Source organism: Paraburkholderia sp. SECH4 (genome assembly GCF_030511745.1).
In the GTDB taxonomy this organism is placed as follows: Bacteria; Pseudomonadota; Gammaproteobacteria; order Burkholderiales; family Burkholderiaceae; genus Paraburkholderia; species Paraburkholderia madseniana.
In genome coordinates, this window is sequence record NZ_JALOCP010000006.1 from 86,231 (window position 1) to 107,770 (window position 21,540).

19 protein-coding genes are annotated in these 21,540 nt (G+C 60.7%); 14 read left to right on the plus strand and 5 right to left on the minus strand.

Annotated elements, in window-relative coordinates; genetic code table 11:
• Positions 1 to 30: 30 nt before the first annotated feature.
• Positions 31 to 717, minus strand: coding sequence for a response regulator transcription factor (locus M0D67_RS11155; RefSeq protein ID WP_028197606.1), 687 nt, complete (start codon positions 715 to 717; stop codon positions 31 to 33).
• A 173-nt stretch (positions 718 to 890) separates the two neighbouring features.
• Between M0D67_RS11155 and M0D67_RS11160 the strand changes: the two genes are divergently transcribed.
• Positions 891 to 1,115, plus strand: a complete 225-nt coding sequence (locus M0D67_RS11160; RefSeq protein ID WP_054042765.1) for a DUF3717 domain-containing protein — start codon at positions 891 to 893, stop codon at positions 1,113 to 1,115.
• Positions 1,116 to 1,209: 94 nt separating this feature from the next.
• Here M0D67_RS11160 and M0D67_RS11165 read toward each other — a convergent pair whose 3' ends face one another.
• Together M0D67_RS11165 and phhA are read right to left on the minus strand one after the other, a co-directional pair.
• Positions 1,210 to 1,554, minus strand: coding sequence for a 4a-hydroxytetrahydrobiopterin dehydratase (locus M0D67_RS11165; protein WP_266238879.1), 345 nt, complete (start codon positions 1,552 to 1,554; stop codon positions 1,210 to 1,212).
• 49 nt (positions 1,555 to 1,603) lie between these two features.
• Positions 1,604 to 2,494, minus strand: a complete 891-nt coding sequence (phhA, locus tag M0D67_RS11170) for a phenylalanine 4-monooxygenase (RefSeq protein ID WP_154558741.1) — start codon at positions 2,492 to 2,494, stop codon at positions 1,604 to 1,606.
• A 148-nt stretch (positions 2,495 to 2,642) separates the two neighbouring features.
• On the opposite strand from phhA, the gene M0D67_RS11175 reads away from it, so the two are divergent.
• Positions 2,643 to 3,134: an Lrp/AsnC family transcriptional regulator gene (locus tag M0D67_RS11175; RefSeq protein WP_266238846.1), complete on the plus strand. Its 492-nt coding sequence runs from the start codon at positions 2,643 to 2,645 to the stop codon at positions 3,132 to 3,134.
• 89 nt (positions 3,135 to 3,223) lie between these two features.
• Here the strand turns inward: M0D67_RS11175 and M0D67_RS11180 are convergent, their stop codons facing one another.
• Together M0D67_RS11180 and M0D67_RS11185 are read right to left on the minus strand one after the other, a co-directional pair.
• Entirely contained in the window at positions 3,224 to 3,760 is a 537-nt protein-coding gene (locus tag M0D67_RS11180; RefSeq protein ID WP_154558740.1) for a class IV adenylate cyclase, read from the minus strand.
• A gap of 374 nt (positions 3,761 to 4,134) precedes the next feature.
• On the minus strand, positions 4,135 to 5,034 hold the full coding sequence (locus M0D67_RS11185) for a LysR family transcriptional regulator (protein ID WP_154558739.1): 900 nt from the start codon (positions 5,032 to 5,034) through the stop codon (positions 4,135 to 4,137).
• 133 nt (positions 5,035 to 5,167) lie between these two features.
• On the opposite strand from M0D67_RS11185, the gene M0D67_RS11190 reads away from it, so the two are divergent.
• From M0D67_RS11190 to M0D67_RS11245, 12 genes are all read left to right on the plus strand, one after another.
• Positions 5,168 to 6,706, plus strand: a complete 1,539-nt coding sequence (locus tag M0D67_RS11190; protein WP_171925291.1) for a CoA-acylating methylmalonate-semialdehyde dehydrogenase — start codon at positions 5,168 to 5,170, stop codon at positions 6,704 to 6,706.
• Positions 6,707 to 7,449: 743 nt separating this feature from the next.
• Positions 7,450 to 9,165: a GMC family oxidoreductase gene (locus tag M0D67_RS11195; RefSeq protein ID WP_266238847.1), complete on the plus strand. Its 1,716-nt coding sequence runs from the start codon at positions 7,450 to 7,452 to the stop codon at positions 9,163 to 9,165.
• A gap of 408 nt (positions 9,166 to 9,573) precedes the next feature.
• Positions 9,574 to 10,353: an ABC transporter ATP-binding protein gene (locus tag M0D67_RS11200; protein ID WP_054038612.1), complete on the plus strand. Its 780-nt coding sequence runs from the start codon at positions 9,574 to 9,576 to the stop codon at positions 10,351 to 10,353.
• A complete protein-coding gene (locus M0D67_RS11205; RefSeq protein ID WP_154558736.1) occupies positions 10,350 to 11,108 on the plus strand; it encodes an ABC transporter ATP-binding protein in 759 nt (252 codons plus the stop codon). The genes M0D67_RS11200 and M0D67_RS11205 overlap by 4 nt, the downstream gene beginning before the upstream one ends.
• A gap of 66 nt (positions 11,109 to 11,174) precedes the next feature.
• On the plus strand, positions 11,175 to 12,389 hold the full coding sequence (locus M0D67_RS11210; RefSeq protein ID WP_154558735.1) for an ABC transporter substrate-binding protein: 1,215 nt from the start codon (positions 11,175 to 11,177) through the stop codon (positions 12,387 to 12,389).
• A 196-nt stretch (positions 12,390 to 12,585) separates the two neighbouring features.
• Entirely contained in the window at positions 12,586 to 13,470 is an 885-nt protein-coding gene (locus M0D67_RS11215) for a branched-chain amino acid ABC transporter permease (protein ID WP_054038594.1), read from the plus strand.
• Complete coding sequence (locus tag M0D67_RS11220; protein WP_154558734.1) at positions 13,470 to 14,441, plus strand: branched-chain amino acid ABC transporter permease; 972 nt, start codon at positions 13,470 to 13,472, stop codon at positions 14,439 to 14,441. The genes M0D67_RS11215 and M0D67_RS11220 overlap by 1 nt, the downstream gene beginning before the upstream one ends.
• A 529-nt stretch (positions 14,442 to 14,970) precedes the next feature.
• On the plus strand, positions 14,971 to 16,137 hold the full coding sequence (locus tag M0D67_RS11225) for an ABC transporter substrate-binding protein (protein ID WP_171925293.1): 1,167 nt from the start codon (positions 14,971 to 14,973) through the stop codon (positions 16,135 to 16,137).
• Positions 16,138 to 16,553: 416 nt separating this feature from the next.
• A complete protein-coding gene (locus M0D67_RS11230; RefSeq protein WP_154558732.1) occupies positions 16,554 to 17,714 on the plus strand; it encodes an ABC transporter substrate-binding protein in 1,161 nt (386 codons plus the stop codon).
• Between the two features lie 204 nt (positions 17,715 to 17,918).
• Positions 17,919 to 18,974, plus strand: coding sequence for a branched-chain amino acid ABC transporter permease (locus tag M0D67_RS11235; RefSeq protein ID WP_054038592.1), 1,056 nt, complete (start codon positions 17,919 to 17,921; stop codon positions 18,972 to 18,974).
• A 4-nt stretch (positions 18,975 to 18,978) separates the two neighbouring features.
• On the plus strand, positions 18,979 to 20,763 hold the full coding sequence (locus M0D67_RS11240) for an ATP-binding cassette domain-containing protein (protein WP_154558731.1): 1,785 nt from the start codon (positions 18,979 to 18,981) through the stop codon (positions 20,761 to 20,763).
• A gap of 11 nt (positions 20,764 to 20,774) precedes the next feature.
• A complete protein-coding gene (locus M0D67_RS11245; RefSeq protein ID WP_154558730.1) occupies positions 20,775 to 21,527 on the plus strand; it encodes an ABC transporter ATP-binding protein in 753 nt (250 codons plus the stop codon).
• Positions 21,528 to 21,540: the final 13 nt, after the last annotated feature.

Sequence of the window (21,540 nt, forward strand, 5' to 3'; positions counted from 1 at the left end):
CCGCAATTCGGATTGCGGCCCTTGCAACGATTATGCGGCCTGACGGATTTCCTGCAACAGGTAACCGAAGCCACGCACCGTGACGATTTCGACACGGCAGTTTTCGAGCTTTTTACGCACCCGGTGCACATAAACTTCGATCGCGGTATCGCCGAGATCGCCGCCGAAGTGCGTCAGATGGTCTTGCAACTGAGCCTTGCTGACCACGCGGCCGTGGCGCAGCAGCAGCATTTCGAGCACCGCGAATTCGCGCGGCGACAGCTCGAGCGGCTTGTCGTCGTTAAAAATGCGGCGATCGACGCCCGACAGACGCACACCGCCCAACGACACTTCCGGGCGCGGCATGTCGCCATGCGGACCGCTGCGGCGCATCACGGCGCGGATGCGCGCTTCGAGTTCGGTGGGTTCGAACGGCTTTAGCATGTAGTCGTCCGCGCCGGAATTCAGGCCTTGCACGCGGTCGTTCAACTCGTCGCGCGCGGTGAGGATAATCACCGGCGTGTGACGATTGCTCTGACGAAAGCGCGCGAGCAGCGTCATGCCGTCGATACCGGGCAGGCCCAGATCGAGAATCACCAGCTCGTGGCGGTTTTGGGTGAGGGCCTGTTCGGCGAAAATGCCGTCATGGACCATGTCGACGGTGAAGCCGGCTTGTTCGAGACTACTTTGGATGCCGCGTGCGATGGGGCGGTCATCTTCGATCAGAAGGAGTCGCATGGATTTCGCTCAAGTACAATGGTTTTAGGCGTTTGGGCAAGCGGTTCGCCGGAGCGCCTGCTGCACAGGCAGTGTGCCGCGTGGCCGTGCCGAACTGGCACCAGGCGGCCACGAAACAGCTGTCGAGCAGCCATGAAGTAGCCATCAAGCAGCCACTGAGCGACCACGAAGTCATGTCCGAGATAACGATCCACGAACTGGAAGCCGCGATCAACTTCTGGCGCGCCCGCTCACCTTCGAGCGGCGACGAACTCGTTCTGTGCAAGGAGGCAAGCGCGCTCTCCAAGCCGTATGCGCTGATGATTGTACAGCGTCAGCAGACGCTATCACCGGATCGTTTAGACGGCTTTGCGAGGCAAGCGTGGGATTCTTACGTGCGCCTTAATAATAGCCTGTAGAACTGAAGGTTTGGGCGCCAGATTGCCTGCAATGCCCTTTCATTACCGTCGAATCGTTCGATCCAGCGTGCGTCAAGGCACCTGATCGCTTGTATTACGCAGTAATACTGTCGATAAATCGGGCCAATTTGATGTCCCGCTCGGTCAAGCCATTAGCCTCGTGCGTCGACAGGGTGATCTCCACCTTGTTGTACACGTTGAACCATTCCGGATGGTGATCCATTTCCTGCGCCTTGATCGCCACGCGCGTCATGAAGCCGAATGCTTCGTTGAAGTCGGCGAACTTGAAGTGGCGCTGGATCGCGTCGCGCCCCGCCACGGCTTGCCAGCCGTGCAGTTCGGCGACCTGAGTGGCGCGTTCTTCGGAAGTCAGTTTGTTAATCATGGTGCTACCTCGTTGATCTGAACAGGCGCGCCGGCAGGCGTGCGCCTCCGCTATTTTTTCACGGATGCAATTAACCTGCTGTCGGCCCGCTCAGGCTGTGTTGTCAGATATCGCCGTCGGCTTGCCAGCCTTCCCGCGAGCCGCGCGTCATCACGCGATCTTGTTCGAGCACGTCGCCTGCCGCGAAAGCCGGCTGCGCGGCGAGACTGGCCAGCAATGGCGCGAAGTCGGTTTGCGCGACGCTGAACAACTGCGCGAAGTCGTCGATCACGAAGTAGGTTTTCTGGAAGGTGTCGATGCGGTAGCGCGTGCGCATCACGCGTTCGAGGTCGAAGTCGAGCCGGTTCGGCGCCGCGCTTTGCTGGCTGTAGAGCGTCTCGCCTTTGCTCGACACGATGCCCGCGCCGTAGATCTTCACGCCGTTCGGACTCGCCGCGTCGCGGATCAGGCCGAACTCGACGGTGTACCAATAGAGCCGGGCGAGCAGCGGCAGGGCGCCGGTATCATTGGCGGCAAGCGCCGCGCGGCCGTACGCGTGCATGTAGTCCGCGAACACCGGATTGATCAGCAGCGGTACGTGGCCGAACAGATCGTGAAAACAGTCCGGTTCCTGCAGATAATCGAGTTGGTCGGGGCGGCGCATCCACCATGTCACGGGAAAACGGCGGTTCGCCAGATGCTCGAAGAACACCTGGTCGGGCACGAGTCCGGGCACGGCAACGATTTGCCAGCCCGTCGCGGGCGTCAGCTTGGCGTTGATTTCGTCGAACGAGGGCACGCGGTCGTGCGGCATGCCGATACAGTCGACGCCTGCCAGAAACTCATCGCACACACGGCCCTTGAGCAACGCAGTCTGGCGTGCATAAAGCTGCTGCCATACAGCGTGGTCGACTGAGCCGTATCGTTCGGTCGGCTGGTCGATGGTGAAGTCGGCGTGGGTTTCGAGGCCGGCGTCGAATTGCTCTTTGAGTTTGGCGGTGTTGGCGGTGGACATGATGCTGCGCGCTCTACGGTGTCTGCGGGTTGAAACGGTGATGCAAGTGTAGAGCGGTAGGCGTGCGGAAAGGGCGCAATGATGGCGTTATGGCGTGTCAATATGCAATAATCGTGCATTAATTGCCGATTCAATGCGGATATCAATCATGTTAGAACTCGATCACTTCGATCTCGCGCTGCTGGACATGCTTCAGCGCTTCGGCCGGGCGACCCATCAGCAATTGGCTGAGCAGGTGCCGCTGTCACCGTCGCAGATTGGGCGGCGCTTGCAGCGCCTGGAGCAGGTGGGTGTGGTGGACGGTTATCGCGTCGTGCTGCGCCCGGAAAAACTCGGGCTCGGCGTGACGGCGTTTACGAGTCTGAAGTTGAAGCATCACGGCGACTCGATCATCGAGCAATTCCAGCAACAGATCGAGGTGCTGCCGGAAGTACTGGAATGTCACGCGGTGGTCGGCGACGCCGATTATCTGCTGCGCATTGTCGCGCCCGATCTGAATTATCTCTCGACGTTCGTGATGAAGAAGTTGATGCGTGTGCCGGGCGTCGACAGTGTGCGCTCCAATATCGTGTTGACCACGTTCAAGCGCAATGGGCCGTTGCCGCTCGGTCATCTGTCGCCGGGGGCGGCAGCCGCTTGATGCAGGGGCTTCCCGGACTTTCTGGTGTTTGGGGTCTTCGGGGCCGCGGTTCCATGATTGACGTCGCCGCGGCCCGTGATGCTTAAGTTTTACGCAGCCTGCTTCGGGTTGGTGTCCGGGCTCAACAAATCCACATAGGCCACGGCCACCAGATCCGATTCCGGTACGCCGAGGGTCTGGAACATCGCATGTGCTTCGGCGTGGCCGCCTTCTTCGTCGTCGTCCTGAGCCAGCAGCACTTCGAGTTCGACGAAGTCGCCGAGGCCATCGACCCGGTCCAGATGGATCCGCGTACGTCCAGTCAGATAAACGTGACGTTCCTTCGTGACGATGCCACGCGTGGTTAGCGCCGTGGCGAGCAGCGCGTGCATCGCTTCAGGGTTGGTCACCGGGCTGCGCGTGTAATACGACGCCTTCGGACCGTCGCGGTCGTCGCGCTGGTAGAAGATCAGTTCGGCCGGCGTGCCGTCGTCGAACTGGCGCAGCTTCAGGCGGCCACGCGGCACGTCGTAGAAAAAGTCCTGCTGGCGGAAGATCAGCGGCGCGTCCGGCGCAAGCTTCGCGGCGCGTTCGCGCAGTTGTTCGAAATGCTGGGCGCGGGCTTTGATTTCAATGTTGCGTGCCATGTCAGGCTCCTGTCGAAGGATGGCGTGGTCGGCAGCTTCCGGTGTTGCCGGGGCGAAGCTGCCGGGAAGGACGAAGTCAGACGGAACAGAAACGATGCGGGGCCGGCGCGTGAGCGCGAACCCTCAATCTAACAAAAAGTGCGTGACGGTGTGGTTTCAGATGACGGGGCCAGAAAATGTGGGCTTCGAGGCGAACCTCGATGGACCGCCAGCGAGGGTGCTCCGCTTGCGCCACCAGCCGAAAGCGGTCTGCGAGGAAACGCGACGAGATGACGATCGGTCGCATGGTGCATGGCTGTCATGAGAACAGCTCATATCGCCCTTGCGGTTGTGGTGCCCTCAGGCATGGTTCCATGCCGACCTTCATGCAATCTTCAAGTCGCCCATTGCTGCTCGATCAGCTTCAACGCCGCTGCAATTGCCGGTTCGTCCTTCCGCTCGGCGAGCGTAATGAAGCTGAGCTGGGTCGGCACGGTGACGCCTTCGACGATGGTCAACGCGTGGGCATGCGCTTCGGCGATCGCGGTGGCATCGCGCGCGAGCGTCAGACCGACACCTGACTTGACCAGATCGAGCATCGACGGCTCCTGATCCACTTCTGCCACCTTAACCGGTTTGACGCCGGCCTCACCAAAGCAGCGCGACAGCAACCTATTGTGGGCGGACGCGGGCGGCGTCCAGATCCACGGCAGTGCGGCGAGCGAACGCCAGTCGCGCGCGCCCTTCACGCGATCTTTCCATCCTGCCGGCGCCAGCACGCGGTACTGGAAGTGCGTGAGCGTGACGGCATGAAAGGTGGCGCCGTCGCGGGCATCGTCATCGGCTGGAAGGCCTATGTAGTAACCCACATCCAGTTCACCCGCACGAACCTGTTCGAGCACCCACCCCGACATCCCGTGGCGTAAGGCCGTCTCGATGCGCGGCCAGGTTTCCACCAGTTGCTTGAGAAAGCCGCCGAGGCGCAGAAACGCCGGGTCGAGAATCGTGCCGATCCGCAAACGGCCGCGCACTTCGTGGCGCAGCGACGCCGCCGCACGCTGCACGTCGCTCGCGGCGCCCAGCGCGCGTTCGGCGTGGGGCAACAGGGCCTGACCGTCGCGTGTCAGCGAAAGCCCGTGCGAGGTCCGCGTGAACAGTGTCACGCCGAGCGTCTCCTGCAAATGCTTGATTTGCAGGCTGACGGCAGGTTGGGTCAGGTGAAGCTGCACCGCGGCACGCGTGAGGTTGCCCTCGCGTGCGACGGTGACGAACGCCCGTAGCAGAGTCAGGTCCATATCCTGATATTAGCTCGGCTTATAGCGCAGTTGAGCATTACTCATTGGATTTGTCGCCCCGAAGCGCCGTACGCTTGCGTTCATCAAGCCGTTCGCGGTGGGCGGAAGACCTTCATAGGAAGAGGACAAGAAAATGAGCGAGACATATCAGGACGAGACTGTCCGGAGCGAGACGAGCGCACGCGCGCTGACCCATTTCATTAATGGCAAGACGGTCGACGGTACGAGCGGCCGCTTCGGCGACGTCTTCAATCCCGCGCTTGGCAGCGTGAGCGCACGCGTGCCGCTGGCAAGCGTCGCTGAAGTGGATGCGGCGGTTGCTGCCGCCAGTGCTGCGTTTCCTGCATGGAGCGAAACCGCGCCGATCAAGCGGGCGCGTGTGCTGTTCAAGTTCAAGGAATTGCTCGACCGTCACCATGACGAACTGGCGGAGTTGATCACGCGTGAGCACGGCAAGGTTTTTTCCGATGCGAAGGGCGAGGTGATGCGCGGCATCGAGATCGTCGAGTTTGCGTGCGGCATTCCGAATCTGCTGAAGACCGACTTCACCGACCAGATCGGCGGCGGCATCGACAACTGGAATCTGCGTCAGCCGCTGGGCGTGGTCGCCGGCGTCACGCCGTTCAATTTCCCGATGATGGTGCCGTGCTGGATGTTCCCGGTGGCGATCGCATGCGGCAACACGTTTGTGCTGAAGCCATCGGAGCGTGATCCGTCGGCATCGAACCGTCTAGCTGAATTGTTCAAGGAAGCCGGTTTGCCGGACGGCGTGTTCAACGTCGTGCATGGCGACAAGGTGGCGGTGGATGCGCTGCTCGTGCATCCCGAGGTGAGCGCGTTGTCGTTTGTCGGTTCGACGCCGATTGCCGAATACATCTATACGGAAGGCACGAAGCACGGCAAGCGCGTGCAGGCTTTGGGCGGGGCGAAGAATCACCTCGTGGTGATGCCGGATGCGGATCTCGATCAGGCTGTCGATGCATTGATTGGCGCTGCCTACGGTTCCGCTGGCGAGCGGTGCATGGCGATTTCGGTGGCGGTTGCGGTCGGGCATATTGCCGATGAATTGATCGAGCGACTGACACCGCGGGTGAAGAGCCTGAAGATTCTGAACGGTATGAAATCGGAAGCCGAGATGGGGCCGTTGGTGACGGCGGCGCATCGCCAGAAAGTGGCGGGTTATATCGATGCGGGCGTTGCGGCTGGTGCGAAGCTGGTGGTCGATGGGCGTGGCCATCAGGTGGCCGGACATGAGAAGGGGTTCTTTCTTGGCGGCACGTTGTTCGATGATGTTTCGACCGATATGAAGATTTATCGCGAGGAGATTTTCGGTCCGGTGTTGTGCGTTGTGCGGGTGCCGGATTTTGCTTCTGCTGTTGAGCTGATTAACGCTAACGAGTTTGCTAATGGGGTGTCGTTGTTTACCTCCGACGGTGGCGTGGCTCGGGCGTTTTCGCGGCAGATCCAGATTGGGATGGTGGGGATTAATGTGCCGATTCCTGTGCCTATGGCGTGGCATTCTTTTGGTGGGTGGAAGAAGTCCCTCTTCGGGGATCACCATGCGTATGGGGAAGAAGGTGTGCGCTTCTACACGCGCTATAAAAGCATCATGCAGAGGTGGCCGGATAGCATCGCCAAGGGGGCTGAGTTCACTATGCCAGTGGCCAAATAGCCGTTTTTGCCTGTTCGGCGCTTGTTGTCAGTGTTCTTGGGGTGTTGGCCTTTCCTTGTTTTGTTAGTGGTCTATTAGCGTTGCCCCTGTGCGGGGCGGCACCTACTTCTCTTTGCTGCTGCAAAGAGAAGTAGGCAAGAGAAAGCAGCTCAAACCGCTAATTCTAAGTGGGCACCGTGGTCTGCAACGGGTAGTGGTGCGACTGGAATCTGGGTTCGTGCCCCTGCACGTGCTTGTGACAAGGGCGTCATACTTCCGGCGGCGCTCCGCGCGCCGACGAGTATTTCATAAAACCATCCGCCCACTCAGTCCCACCCCATTCGCAATCGCTGCCTTCACATCGAGCGCCTAGCACTCGCCACTAACTAGTCAAGCACCTCGCCGAGGCAAAGCCGACGGCCCCCACAAACCTCAACCGAAGCCCCTGGTTTCCCATGCAGACTCGTCCGCGACGCACGCAGTGCGGAGTGGGAACTGATGAATCCTTCGTCACTAACGCGGAATGTGCGAGAACACGGATTCCAGATGCACCACTACCCGTTGCAGACCACGGTGCCCACTTAGCATGAGCGGTTTGAGCTGCTTTCTCTTGCCTACTTCTCTTTGCAGCCGGCAAAGAGAAGTAGGTGCCGCCCCGCACAGGGGCAACGCTAATAGACCACTAGCAAATCAAGGAAAGGCCAACGCCCCAAGAACACTGACAAAAAGCGCCGCGAAGGCAAAAAAGCTTAGGAGACGAAACGATGAACACCCCAGAAAACACACAAACAAAACCCCACCGCCTGGAAGGCGAATTCGACTACATCATAGTCGGCGCCGGCACAGCAGGTTGCGTCCTCGCCAACCGCCTATCGGAAGATCCAGAAGTACAAGTCCTCCTGCTAGAAGCCGGCGGCAAAGACGACTACCACTGGATCCACGTGCCGGTAGGCTACCTCTACTGCATTGGCAATCCCCGCACAGATTGGCTCTACAAAACCCAATCAGAACCCGGCCTGAACGGCCGCTCCCTCTCATATCCGCGGGGCAGAGTACTAGGCGGCAGCTCCTCGATCAACGGCATGATCTACATGCGCGGCCAACGCGAGGACTACGATGAATGGGCCCGCGTCACCAACGACGCCTCCTGGTCCTGGAACGCCGTCCTCCCCATCTTCAAACGCAGCGAAGACCACCACGCCGGCGCCTCCGAATCGCACGGAGCAGGCGGCCCATGGCGCGTCGAAAAGCAACGCCTGAAATGGAAGATTCTCGAAGAGTTTTCACAAGCCGCGCAACAAACCGGAATACCCGCCACGGATGACTTCAATCGTGGCGACAACACCGGCGTCGGCTACTTCGACGTCAATCAGAAACGCGGCATCCGCTGGAATGCGTCGAAAGCCTTCCTGCGTCCGGCGCTCAAGCGCCCCAATCTCACTGTCATCACCGGTGCCCACACACAGCGCGTCGTGTTCGAAGGACGTCGCTGCACCGGTGTCGAATATCGCGGCGACAACACCGACTATCTCGCCAAAGCCCGTTGCGAAGTGATCCTCAGTTCCGGTGCGGTCAACTCGCCGCAATTGCTCGAACTCTCCGGTATCGGGAATGGCGCGCGTCTCCAGAATCTCGGCATCGAGGTGGTGAAGGATCTGCGCGGCGTCGGCGAAAATCTGCAGGACCATCTGCAGTTGCGTATGGCCTACAAAGTCGACGGCGTGCGCACGCTCAATACCGCTTCCGCGCATTGGTGGGGGAAGCTGATGATCGGCATGCAGTACGCGCTGTTTCAAAGCGGCCCCATGTCGATGTCGCCATCGCAACTCGGTGCGTTCGCCAAATCCGATCCGGATGATAGATCGCTCACGCGCCCCGACCTCGAGTATCACGTGCAGCCGCTCTCGCTCGATCGCTTCGGCGAACCGTTGCATCGCTTCAATGCATTCACCGCGTCGGTGTGTCAGTTGCGGCCGACCTCGCGTGGCAGCATTCACATCGGATCGGCCGATGCTTCAGCGCCGCCGTTGATCGCGCCTAACTATCTTTCCACCGATTACGACCGGCACGTCGCTGCCAACGCATTGCGCCTCACGCGCCGCATTGCCGCGGCGCCTGCGCTCGCGCCCTATCGGCCGGAAGAGATTCTGCCCGGTATCCAGTACCAGACCGAAGAAGAACTTCAGCAGGCCGCGAGCGTGGTCGGCACCACCATCTTTCATCCGGTCGGCACCTGCCGGATGGGCACCGCCGACGATCCCGGCGCGGTCGTCGACAATCGCCTACGAGTTATCGGTGTTGACGGTTTGCGGGTGGTCGACGCATCAATCATGCCGTCCATCACTTCGGGCAACACCAATTCGCCGACGTTGATGATTGCCGAACGCGCCAGCGACATGATCCGCGAAGACCGCCGCGCACGCTTGGGCGGCAATGTCCTGGTTCAGACTAGCGGTGCGCCGTCCATGTCAGCCGTGTGACACTCGGCGTGACTGTGGGAGCCGAGGCCGCGGTGCGCGCCTCGGACTTTCCCTGGCATGCCTCGAGCGCGATGGACGCATCGCTCGCGGATCCCCTTGGCGCGTGCCGAGCAAGGTTGACGCATCGCGTGCGCATCCTTCAGGCGGGCCCCGAGCAAGGGTGACGTGCCGCTTGAGCACGCCTCGGGCCCGCTTCAAACAGTCGTCATCCACTAAGTGCAAATCCCAATGAATGCGCTGCATCATTGGCGCGACAATGGCAGCCATGCTGCGTGCCGCCCATGGATTACCGTCCGGATTGGTGCAGTACGCCAATGAGCGGCACGGGGTGCCGCCGTCATATAAAAGTCGCGCAGCCGTTCGCGCGGAAGATCGTAATGCTTCGCCTTACTCCGTATGGAAGGGAACATGATTCTCGGCGATACGATTCTCGAAACGCGCGGCCTCACCCGCGAGTTCAAAGGCTTCATCGCCGTGAACGGGGTGAACCTGCGCGTGCGCCGTGGCTCGATCCATGCGCTGATCGGCCCTAATGGGGCAGGCAAGACCACCTGCTTCAATCTGCTCACCAAATTCCTTGAACCGACCGCGGGCCAGATCGTGTTCAACGGAATCGACATCACCAGTGAACGTCCCGCGCAAATCGCCCGGCGCGGCATCATCCGCTCGTTCCAGATTTCTGCTGTATTTCCGCATCTGACAGCATTGCAGAACGTGCGCATCGGTTTGCAGCGCGTGCTCGGCACGGCATTTCACTTCTGGAAGAGCGAACGCACGCTGCGCCAACTCGACGATCGGGCAATGGACTTGCTCACCCAGGTCGGATTGACCGATTTCGCCGACGTGCTCACGGTAGAACTGTCCTACGGCCGCAAGCGCGCGCTTGAAATCGCCACCACGCTCGCGATGGAGCCCGAGTTGATGCTGCTCGACGAACCGACGCAAGGCATGGGCCATGAAGACGTCGATCGCGTCACGGCCTTGATCAAGAAAGTATCGAGCGGCCGCACGATCCTGATGGTCGAGCACAACATGAACGTGATCGCCGGCATCTCCGACACCATCACCGTGCTGCAACGAGGCGAAGTGCTCGCAGAAGGCAGCTATGCCGAAGTGTCGAAGAATCCGCTCGTGATGCAAGCCTATATGGGCAGCGCCGACGCGGCGCTCGCCGGAGCCCACGCATGAATACGATTGCCGAGCGCGAAAGTCTCGAAGTGAGCGACACGGCTGGCGGTGCCCCCGCGCTGGAAATCACGGGTTTGCAGGCATGGTACGGGGAGTCCCATATCCTGCATGGCGTCGATCTGACGGTGAACCGCGGCGAAGTCGTCACGCTGCTGGGCCGTAACGGCGCGGGGCGCACCACCACACTGCGCGCGATCATGGGGCTGACCGGCCGGCGCACCGGCTCGATCCGCATCGGCGGACGCGAAACCATCAACCTGCCCACACATCGCATCGCGCATTGCGGCATCGGTTACTGCCCGGAAGAGCGCGGGATTTTCTCGAGCCTCTCGTGTGAGGAAAACCTGCTGTTGCCACCGCCCGTCGGCGACAAGGCGCACATGATGTCGCTCGAAGAGATCTATTCGATGTTTCCGAATCTGCAGGAGCGCCGCATGAGCCAGGGCACGCGGCTCTCGGGTGGCGAGCAGCAGATGCTGGCGGTCGCGCGCATTCTGCGCACCGGCGCGAGTTTGCTGCTGCTCGACGAAATCTCGGAAGGCTTGGCGCCAGTCATCGTGCAAGCGCTCGCTCGCATGATCATGACGCTCAAGGAGCGCGGCTACACGGTCGTGATGGTCGAACAGAATTTCCGCTTTGCCGCGCCACTCGCCGATCGCTTCTACGTGATGGAGCATGGTGCGATCGTCGAGCACTTCGAGGCCGCTGAGCTCGAAAGCAAGATGCCCGTACTGCACGACCTACTGGGCGTATAGACAGAAAGTAACGAGAAACGTCCGATTGCCTCTGATAACCACAAGCGAAGAAACCAGGAGACAGGAATGAAAAAGAACCCACTCGCGCGACTTGCCACACTATGTTTCGCGGTTGCCGCCGGCGCCGCGTTGACGATGGGCAGCGCGCAGGCCGCTGACGATGCCGTGAAGATCGGCTTCATCACCGACATGTCGGGTCTGTATGCGGATATTGATGGCCAGGGCGGTCTCGAAGCGATCCGCATGGCCGTGGCCGACTTCGGCGGCAAGGTCAACGGCAAGCCGATCTCGGTGGTCTATGCCGATCACCAGAACAAGGCCGACATCGCGGCGTCGCGGGCGCGCGAATGGTTCGATCGGGATGGCGTCGATCTGCTGATCGGCGGCACGAATTCGGCAACCGGGCTGTCGATGAATACGGTGGCCGGTGAGAAGCACAAGGTCTATATCAGCATCGGTGCAGGCGCCGATACCCTGACCAACGAGCAATGCACGCCGTACACGATCCACTATGCATACGACACGACGGCGCTCGCCAAGGGCACCGGTTCGGCGGTGACGAAGCAGGGTGGCAAGACGTGGTACTTCCTGACTGCTGACTACGCGTTCGGCAAGGCACTCGAAAAGAATACGTCGGATGTGGTGAAGGCCAACGGCGGCCAGGTGCTGGGTACCGTGCGTCATCCGCTTTCGGCATCGGATTTCTCGTCGTTCCTGTTGCAGGCGCAAGCTTCGAAGGCGCAGATCCTCGGCCTCGCCAACGCGGGCGGCGACACGATCAACTCGATCAAGGCCGCCAAGGAATTCGGCATCACGAAGACGATGAAGCTGGCCGCACTGCTGATGTTTATCGACGACGTCCACAGTCTGGGTCTGGAAACGACCCAGGGCCTGGTGCTGACGGATAGCTGGTACTGGAACAAGGACGCCACCACGCGCGCGTGGGCGCGGCGCTATTTCGACAAGATGAGGAAGATGCCGTCCAGCCTGCAGGCCGCCGACTATTCGGCGACCATGACTTACCTGAAGGCCGTGCAGGCAGTCGGCTCGACCGACTCCGACAAGGTGATGGCACAACTGAAGAAGGCCAAGATCGACGACTTCTACGCGAAGGGCTACATCCGTCAGGACGGCAGCATGATCCACGATATGTACCTGATGCAGGTGAAGACGCCGGCCGAATCCAAAGAGCCGTGGGACTACTACAAGATCACTGCGACGATTCCTGGCGAGCAGGCGTTCACAACCAAGGCAGAGACGCGCTGCGCGATGTGGAAATGAGTGCAGGTTGGTAACCAGATGACCGTCTGTCTGCTTTGCCTGGCGGGAAATACATAGCGCCGTTTTGGTACACAGACTGACGGCAAGCTGCTTCATATGCCGCGCGCGGTCGGGCGGATGGCTCGCCGGTCGCACGCCGGCGGGATCGTACGTAACCGATCTCACCCGGACGATGGCTTAAGGGATTAAGGCTTCAATGGAAATCTTTGGCGTTCCGCTACCGGCGATGCTGAGCCAGTTGCTGCTGGGGCTCGTGAACGGCTCGTTCTACGCGATTCTGAGCCTGGGTCTGGCGGTGATCTTCGGCTTGCTTAACGTGATCAATTTCGCGCACGGCGCGTTGTTCATGCTCGGCGCGATGCTCGCGTGGATGGGCCTGTCGTATTTCGGCCTGCCGTACTGGGTGATGCTGGTGCTCGCGCCGCTGATTGTCGGCGTGTTCGGCATCGTGATCGAACGCTCGATGCTGCGCTGGCTGTACAAGCTCGATCATCTATATGGGCTGCTGCTCACTTTCGGGCTTACGTTGGTTGTCGAAGGCGTGTTCCGGTCGATCTATGGTTCATCCGGCCAGCCATACGACGTGCCGTCGGCGCTCTCCGGCGCAACCGATCTCGGCTTCATGTTCCTGCCGAACTATCGCGCGTGGGTGGTGGTGGCGTCGCTCGTGGTCTGCTTCGCCACGTGGTTCGTGATCGAGAAGACGCGCCTCGGCGCTTACTTGCGCGCGGGCACCGAGAACCCGAAGCTGGTCGAGGCGTTCGGTGTCAACGTGCCGTTGATGATCACGCTCACCTATGGCTTCGGCGTCGCGCTGGCTGCGTTCGCCGGCGTGCTTGCCGCGCCGGTGATTCAGGTCTCGCCGTTGATGGGCCAGCCGATGATCATCACCGTGTTCGCGGTGGTCGTGATCGGCGGCATGGGTTCGATCATGGGCTCGATCCTGACCGGCCTGCTGCTTGGCGTGATCGAAGGGCTGACGCGTGTGTTTTACCCGGAAGCGTCGGCGACCGTCGTCTTCGTGATCATGGCGCTCGTGTTGCTGGTGCGCCCGGCGGGTCTCTTCGGCAAGGAAAAATGATGCAGAGAAAAGTGCTTTACGGTCTGCTGCTGATCGCGCTTCTCGCGGTGCCCGTGCTCGGCATCTATCCGCTCTTCGTCATGAAGGTGCTGTGCTTCGCGTTGTTCGCGGCGGCCTTCAATCTGCTGATTGGCTACACGGGTCTGCTCTCGTTCGGTCACGCAATGTTTCTCGCCTCGGCCGGTTACGTTACCGGTTATGCGATGCAGACGCTTGGCTTCTCTCCGGAGCTCGGCGTGGTGGCCGGCACCGCCACGGCAACGTTGCTTGGGCTGGTGGTCGGGCTGTTCGCGATCCGCCGGCAGGGCATCTACTTTGCAATGGTGACGCTGGCGCTCGCGCAGATGGTCTACTTCGTGTTCCTGCAGGCGCCGTTCACGCACGGCGAGGACGGCCTGCAAGGCGTGCCGCGCGGCAAGCTGTTCGGCTTGCTGGATCTCTCGTCGGACGTGACGCTGTACTTTGTCGTGCTGGCCGTGATGGTGCTGGCATTCCTGCTGATCGTGCGGATCGTGCACTCGCCGTTCGGGCAGGTGCTGGTAGCGATCAAGGAGAACGAGCCGCGTGCCGTGTCGCTCGGTTACGATACCGATCGCTTCAAACTGCTGGCGTTCATTCTGTCCGCTGGGATCGCCGGTTTGGCGGGCTCGCTCAAGGTACTGGTGCAGGGCTTCGAGACGCTGAGCGACGCGTACTGGACCATGTCGGGTCTCGTGATCCTGATGACGCTCGTCGGCGGCATGGGGACGCTGTTCGGGCCGCTGCTCGGCGCGGCGCTGATCGTTGCGCTCGAAGACCGGCTCGGCGATATCGGCACGGCCCTGGCATCGTCGACGGGCGTCGAATGGTTCCGCTCGCTGGGCGAATCCGTGACCATCGTGACAGGCGTAATTTTCATTGCCTGCGTGCTGGCGTTCCGGCGCGGTATTGTCGGTGAGATCATCGCGAGAGTGCGGCCATTGCGGGCCTGAAACGGCACTGGAGCGGCACTGAATTTTAAATTGCTTTGGCATCCGATATAATTCGGCGCTCGTGAAGTCGGCCAGACTGGATCTTGCGTTGCGCGCGGGTCGGGCTCGCGCTAAATCGGCACAAAACGTGCCCCACATTTGTGCCGCAGTGCACCACTAGGGTAATTGCTAGTTGTAAGGGGGAGGGTGCTCGTTTAATCTTCATGCAGTTCTGATGCACCACGAATTTTGCAGGTGGAGAACGAGGAGACAATGAGGCACTCAGTGCCCAGACGAAAGCGCTGTTGGATTGATATCCAACAGCGCTTTTTATTTGTGCTTTTCGTTATTCGCCATTCAATTCCTCCGCTAATTCGGTGCCCCTTTTTTGTTCGCCGAGCCACCCCGAATTTCATCTGCCATTACCCTGCAAAATGCTTGCAGCACGGGGCTTTCGTCCGCTAAACTTGCCATTCACCGACCGATCGGTCGGTGATTTGAATCTGCGGATTTAAATTCAAATGAATAACGCGGTAGATAGAGGAGCGGGATGAAGTCGGCATTGCGTTGGATGAGCGCGGCACTAGTCGCCACCGGGGTATCCGCGGCATGGAGTGGCCACGCATTCGCGGACGTGAAAATCGGCGTCACGGTGTCGGCAACGGGGCCGGCTGCGTCGCTCGGTATTCCGGAAAAGAACACGATCGCGCTGCTGCCTAAAGAAGTGGCAGGGCAGAAAATCGACTACATCGTACTCGACGACGCCACGGATTCGACCCAGGCCGTCAAGAACGCGCGCAAGCTCACCAGCGAAGATCATGTGGATGCGTTGATCGGCTCGACCGTCGTGCCGAACTCGCTGGCCATGATCGACGTCGCCGCCGAAAGCACCACACCGATGATCTCCATGGCCGCCGCGGCGAGCATCGTTGAACCGATGGATGCGAAGCGCGCGTGGGTCTTCAAGACGCCGCAAAACGACATTCTGATGGCCACCGCGATCGCGCAGCATATGTCGAATCACGGTGTGAAGACGGTCGGCTTTGTCGGCTTTGCAGATGCGTACGGCGAGAGCTGGTTCAAGGAATTCGGCAAGGCTGCCGATCTCGCGAAGATCAAGATCGTCGCGAACGAACGCTTTGCGCGCAACGATGCTTCGGTGACCGGCCAGGTGCTGAAGATCATGTCGCAGAACCCGGATGCGGTGCTGATCGCCGGCGCGGGCACACCGGCCGCGTTGCCGCAGAAAACCCTCAAGGAACGCGGCTACAAGGGCAAGTACTATCAGACGCACGGCGTCGCCAATAACGACTTCCTGCGCGTGTGCGGCAAGGATTGCGAAGGCACCTATCTGCCGGCTGGTCCGCTGCTGGTTGCTGATCAGTTGCCCGATTCGAACCCGGTGAAGAAGACTGCGCTCGCGTACAAGCATGCGTATGAAGCTGCGTACGGCGCCGGTTCGGTGTCGACATTCGGCGGTCACGCATGGGATGCAGGCTTGCTGTTGCAACGCGCGATCCCGCTTGCGCTGAAGAAAGGTCAGCCGGGCACGCCTGCGTTCCGCGAAGCGCTGCGTGCGGCACTCGAAAACACGAAAGACATGCCTGCTTCCCACGGCATCTTCAACATGAGCGTGAACGACCGCGCTGGTCTTGACCAGCGGGCGCGTGTGATGGTGGAGATCGCTGGCGGCAAGTGGAAGCTGTCCGGCGACTGAGCGAAGGCGAAGCGATACGGAACCTACTCAAAAGGACGCGTGCAGTTGACGCGTCTTTTTTATTGCCCGCATTTGATGAGTGGCGGTGCTTGAAGTGTGTTGGACAAGCGAAGGATCGGAGATGAAAACGTGGTCGAAGCGCGGCCTAAGCGGCTCGTTTCAGGACAAACCCGCATTCGGGCGACAGTCTATTGACCGTGAATGATGCAGAACGCAATACTACTAACATGTTAGTGTTTCGGGCATTGGAAATCGCAACAGTGGTTCGCAGCAGGGGAGTGGCACCAGAGCGGCGACGGCATTGATATTGAGCAGGGAAAACCATGCTTGGCATGCCAGAACCCTATAACTAGATTCAGACACCCGGCCCGTGCGCCGGATTACAGATACGCGCTTCAAAGCGTTTGGAGACTTGCATGAAAAAGACAAAGCAGTGGGTACGCACCGGTATCGCGATGGCGTTGATGTGCGGCGCGGGCGCTGCCTTCGCGCAGGTGAAAATCGGCGTCACGCTGTCCACCACGGGACCGGCCGCGTCGCTCGGGATTCCTGAGAAGAACACGATCGCGCTGCTGCCGAAAGAGATCGGCGGCAAGACGGTGCAATACATCATCCTCGACGATGGATCGGACACCGGCAAGGCCGTGCAGAACACGCGCAAGCTGATCGACGAAGACCACGTCGACGCCATCGTCGGTTCGACCGTCACGCCGAATTCGCTGGCGATGCTCGACGCAGCGTCCGAAGGCAAGACGCCGATGATCTCGCTGGCGGCATCGGCCGCGATCATCTCGCCGATGGACGCCAAGCGCACATGGGCCTTCAAACCGCCGCAAAACGACAGCCTGATGGCTGACGCGATCGCCGACTACATGGAGCGTCACGGCGTGAAGACGGTCGGCTTCATCGGCTTTGCTGATGCGTACGGCGACGGCTGGAACAACGTCTTCACTGCGGCGGCCGCGGCACATCATCTGAAGATCGTCTCCAATGAACGCTTTAACCGCACCGATGCCTCGGTGACCGGCCAGGTGCTGAAGACGATGGGCGCGAACCCGGATGCGGTGCTGATCGCGGGCGCGGGTACGCCGTCGGCGCTGCCGGCCAAGACGCTCAAGGAGCGCGGCTACAAGGGCAAGGTCTACCAGACGCATGGCGTCGCCAACAACGACTTCCTGCGCGTGTGCGGCAAGGATTGCGAAGGCGAACTCCTGCCGGCCGGTCCGATCCTCGTGGCGGATCAACTGCCGGAATCGAATCCGGTGAAGAAGTCGTCTGAAGCCTACAAGGATGCGTATGAGAAAGCGTATGGCGCGGGCTCGGTGGCGACCTTCGGCGGTCATGCATGGGACGCCGGCCAGATGCTGCAAGCTGCGATTCCGGTCGCGTTGAAGACCGCTCAGCCGGGCACCGAAGCATTCCGTATGGCACTGCGTGGTGCACTGGAAAACATCAAGGAACTGCCGGTCTCGCACGGCATCATGAACACCACGACGACCGACCACAACGGCCTCGACAAGCGTGCACGCGTGATCGTGCAGATCGTCGACGGCAAGTGGAAGCTGCTGAACGACTAACAACAAAAACGATACGCGCCTCTCGCGCAACATGCGGCGCAAGACGCCGCATTGCCATTCTGTTCGATGACAATGGCAACGACCGCTGCGCCGTATTCCGGCGCGGCGGTCGCTTTTTCAGGCATCGCTGGTGAGTGGCCGGCCGCGGGTTCTGCCGCCACGACTGTTCCCGGTTTTGACTTCGACGCTTCAGGACGAGGAAGTATGGATCTATCAATTGCGGCGATCCTCGCGCAGGACGGCATCACCACCGGCGCGATCTACGCGCTGCTCGCGCTTGCGCTAGTGCTGGTGTTCTCCGTGACGCGGGTGATCTTTATCCCGCAGGGCGAGTTTGTTTCGTACGGCGCGCTGACGCTCGCCGCACTGCAGACACAAAAATTTCCAGCGACGTGCTGGTTGTTGATGGCGATGGGCGCGGCATGCTTTGTCGTCGAGATAGCGGGGCTGGTGCGGCATCCCGAAAGACGCCGGCATGCGGCGCGCACGCTGGTGATGCTGGTCGGCAAATATCTGCTGTTTCCGATTGCGGTGTACGCGCTTACGCAAGGTGTTTTCCTGCATCCGCTGCCGATGATCGCGCAGATCGCGCTGACGCTGCTGATCGTGATTCCGATGGGGCCGTTCGTCTACCGGCTCGCGTACGAGCCGATCGCGGAGGCGACCACGCTGTTGCTGTTGATCGTCGCGGTGGCGGTGCACTTTGCGATGGTCGGCCTCGGGCTCGTGATGTTCGGTGCGGAAGGCTCGCGCACCACGGCGTTCTCCGATGCGACCTTCAACCTCGGCACGCTGTCGATTTCCGGGCAAAGCCTGTGGGTGGTCGGCACGGCGGTGGTGCTGATCGGCGGGCTGTACCTGTACTTCGATCGCTCGATCTCCGGCAAGGCTTTGCGCGCGACGTCCGTGAACCGGCTCGGCGCGCGGCTCGTCGGCATCGGCACGACGCAAGCGGGGCGCCTCGCGTTCACGCTCGCGGCGGGCCTCGGTGCGCTGTGCGGCATCCTTGTCGCACCCCTGACCACCATCTACTACGACTCGGGCTTCCTGATCGGTTTGAAGGGCTTTGTGGGCGCGATTATCGGCGGCCTGGTCAGCTATCCGCTGGCAGCCGCGGGTTCGATCCTCGTCGGTCTTCTGGAGTCGTATTCGTCGTTCTGGGCGAGCGCCTATAAGGAAGTGATCGTGTTCACGCTGATCATTCCGGTGCTGTTGTGGCGGAGTCTGGCCAGTCCGCACTCGGAAGAGGAAGAGGAGTGACACGATGAAACGGATCATGCAAAACAAGTTCTTCTGGTTGTTCCTCGTTGTGCTGTTCGCGTTGCCGGTTCTGCCACATCCGATTCATGTGCCCGAGTACTGGGTGACGCTGCTCAACTACATCGGCCTGTATTCGATCGTCGCGATCGGTCTCGTGCTGCTGACGGGGATCGGTGGGATGACGAGCTTCGGGCAGGCGGCGTTCGTCGGCATCGGCGCGTATGCGACCGCGTATCTGACGACGGCGTACGGCGTGTCGCCATGGCTCGCGCTGATCGCGGGCGTGGTGGTGACGGCGCTGATTGCGCTGATGCTTGGGCTCGTGACGATGCGGCTATCGGGCCACTTTCTGCCGCTCGGCACGATCGCGTGGGGGCTCGCGCTGTTCTATCTGTTCGGCAACCTGGAGATGCTCGGCAAGTACGACGGCATCAATGGGATTCCGGTGCTGAATGTTTTTGGTATCAATCTGGAGTCCGGCCGCCATATCTATTACCTGATCTGGGTGGTGGTGCTCGGCGCGGTGATTTCTGTTCAAAATCTGCTTAATAGCCGGCCAGGGCGGGCGATCCGCGCCTTGCGCGGCGGCGGCATGATGGCCGAAGCGATGGGCGTCAACACGGGCTGGATGCGTGTGGTGATCTTTGTCTATGCCGCGGTGTTGGCGTCGATTTCAGGGTTCCTGTATGCGCACCTGCAACGTGCGGTGAATCCCACGCCGTTTGGTCTGAACCACGGCATCGAGTTTCTGTTCATGGCGGTGGTGGGGGGCGTGTCGCATGTCTGGGGCGCTGTGCTCGGTGCGGCGATCCTGACCGTGTTGCAGGATTATCTGCAAACGCTGTTGCCGAAGCTGCTCGGCGAGAACGGCAACTTCGAAGTGATCGTGTTCGGCATTCTGATGGTGCTGTTGCTGCAATACGCTCGGCAGGGTGTCTGGCCGTTTGTCGCGCGATTTTTCCCGAAGGGACCGCGCGCGCACCTGTCGGATCATGCGGAGCCGTTGCCGCAACGCAGCAAGCCGGACGCAGGTGAAGATCTGCTGACGGTGAATAAGGCGCGCAAGCAGTTCGGCGGGTTGGTCGCGGTGAACGATGTCAGCTTCGAGGTGAAAGCAGGACAGATCATCGGTTTGATCGGCCCGAACGGCGCCGGCAAATCGACCACCTTCAATCTGGTGACGGGCGTGCTGCAGGCGACGAGCGGCGAAATCACCTTTCGCGGCGAGCGTATCGACTCACTGAGTTCACGTGAAATCGTCAAGCGCGGCATTGGCCGAACGTTCCAGCACGTCAAGCTGCTACCGGGGATGACGGTCTTGGAGAACGTTGCAATCGGCGCGCATCTGCGCGGCCAGGCTGGCGTCTGGCGCAGCGTCGCGCGCCTGAACGGTGCGGAAGAAGCGCGCTTGATGGCTGAAGCGGCTCGCCAGATTCGTCGCGTCGGACTCGAACAGCATATGTATGACGAGGCGGGTAGCCTGGCGCTAGGACAACAGCGGATTCTCGAAATTGCTCGCGCGCTGTGCTGTGACCCGACCCTGCTACTGCTCGACGAACCTGCCGCCGGCCTGCGGTACCAGGAAAAACTGCAATTGGCAGACTTGCTGCGCCGCCTCAAAGCCGAAGGCATGAGCGTGCTGCTGGTCGAACACGATATGGATTTCGTGATGAATCTCACCGATCGACTGGTGGTGATGGAGTTCGGCACGCGTATCGCCGAAGGCTTGCCGCAAGATGTCCAGCAGGACCCGGCTGTGCTCGAAGCGTATCTGGGCGGGGTGGAGTAATGGAGAACACGATGAATGATGCTGCGCCGATTCTCGACGTGAACGGTTTGTCGGTCCGCTATGGCAAGGTCGAAGCGCTGCACGGCGCGGCAATCAGGGTGCGGCCCGGTCAGATCGTCTCGGTGATTGGTCCGAACGGCGCGGGCAAGTCCACGTTGCTGAACGCGATCATGGGCGCATTGCCGACGACGGGCCATGCGAAGGGCTCGGTCCTCTATCAGGGTGAAGACGTCAGCGCGGTTCCGGTTGAAAAGCGGGTCGCGCGCGGCATGTGCCTGGTGCCGGAAAAGCGCGAGCTGTTTGCGTCGATGACTGTTGAAGACAACCTCGTCCTCGGTGCGTATCGGCGCAAACGGGCAGGAGAGCGCAACTTTCTCGATCAGCTCGAGCCGGTCTTTACGCTTTTTCCTCGCTTGAAAGAGCGACGGAAGCAGGCGGCCGGGACGTTGTCCGGTGGCGAACGGCAGATGCTTGCGGTGGGCCGTGCTTTGATGGGCAAGCCCGATCTGTTGATGCTCGACGAGCCGAGCCTGGGTCTCGCGCCGCTGATCGTGAAAGAAATTTTCCACATTATTAGTGCGCTGCGGCAGACGGGTGTGGCGACGCTGCTGATCGAGCAAAACGCACGCGCTGCGCTGCAGATCTCCGACTACGGCTATGTGCTTGAAACCGGAGAGTTGGCGCTGGAAGGGCCGGCCGCGGATCTGGCGCAGAATCCGCGCGTGATCGAGACGTATCTGGGGTTGGCCAAGAAAGTGGCTTAGTTCTCCATTTTCG

Excerpts from the sequence above, each read along its gene's own strand:
- M0D67_RS11205 (WP_154558736.1), top strand. The coding sequence starts at position 10,350 with ATGAATACGATTGCCGAGCGCGAAAGTCTCGAAGTGAGCGACACGGCT.
- M0D67_RS11185 (WP_154558739.1), bottom strand. The coding sequence starts at position 5,034 with ATGGACCTGACTCTGCTACGGGCGTTCGTCACCGTCGCACGCGAGGGC.
- phhA (WP_154558741.1), bottom strand. The coding sequence starts at position 2,494 with ATGTCCACCGCCAACACCGCCAAACTCAAAGAGCAATTCGACGCCGGC.
- M0D67_RS11155 (WP_028197606.1), bottom strand. The coding sequence starts at position 717 with ATGCGACTCCTTCTGATCGAAGATGACCGCCCCATCGCACGCGGCATC.
- M0D67_RS11195 (WP_266238847.1), top strand. The coding sequence starts at position 7,450 with ATGAACACCCCAGAAAACACACAAACAAAACCCCACCGCCTGGAAGGC.
- M0D67_RS11180 (WP_154558740.1), bottom strand. The coding sequence starts at position 3,760 with ATGGCACGCAACATTGAAATCAAAGCCCGCGCCCAGCATTTCGAACAA.
- M0D67_RS11160 (WP_054042765.1), top strand. The coding sequence starts at position 891 with ATGTCCGAGATAACGATCCACGAACTGGAAGCCGCGATCAACTTCTGG.
- M0D67_RS11215 (WP_054038594.1), top strand. The coding sequence starts at position 12,586 with ATGGAAATCTTTGGCGTTCCGCTACCGGCGATGCTGAGCCAGTTGCTG.
- M0D67_RS11245 (WP_154558730.1), top strand. The coding sequence starts at position 20,775 with ATGAATGATGCTGCGCCGATTCTCGACGTGAACGGTTTGTCGGTCCGC.
- M0D67_RS11190 (WP_171925291.1), top strand. The coding sequence starts at position 5,168 with ATGAGCGAGACATATCAGGACGAGACTGTCCGGAGCGAGACGAGCGCA.
- M0D67_RS11240 (WP_154558731.1), top strand. The coding sequence starts at position 18,979 with ATGAAACGGATCATGCAAAACAAGTTCTTCTGGTTGTTCCTCGTTGTG.
- M0D67_RS11225 (WP_171925293.1), top strand. The coding sequence starts at position 14,971 with ATGAAGTCGGCATTGCGTTGGATGAGCGCGGCACTAGTCGCCACCGGG.
- M0D67_RS11235 (WP_054038592.1), top strand. The coding sequence starts at position 17,919 with ATGGATCTATCAATTGCGGCGATCCTCGCGCAGGACGGCATCACCACC.
- M0D67_RS11220 (WP_154558734.1), top strand. The coding sequence starts at position 13,470 with ATGCAGAGAAAAGTGCTTTACGGTCTGCTGCTGATCGCGCTTCTCGCG.
- M0D67_RS11210 (WP_154558735.1), top strand. The coding sequence starts at position 11,175 with ATGAAAAAGAACCCACTCGCGCGACTTGCCACACTATGTTTCGCGGTT.
- M0D67_RS11175 (WP_266238846.1), top strand. The coding sequence starts at position 2,643 with ATGTTAGAACTCGATCACTTCGATCTCGCGCTGCTGGACATGCTTCAG.
- M0D67_RS11200 (WP_054038612.1), top strand. The coding sequence starts at position 9,574 with ATGATTCTCGGCGATACGATTCTCGAAACGCGCGGCCTCACCCGCGAG.
- M0D67_RS11230 (WP_154558732.1), top strand. The coding sequence starts at position 16,554 with ATGAAAAAGACAAAGCAGTGGGTACGCACCGGTATCGCGATGGCGTTG.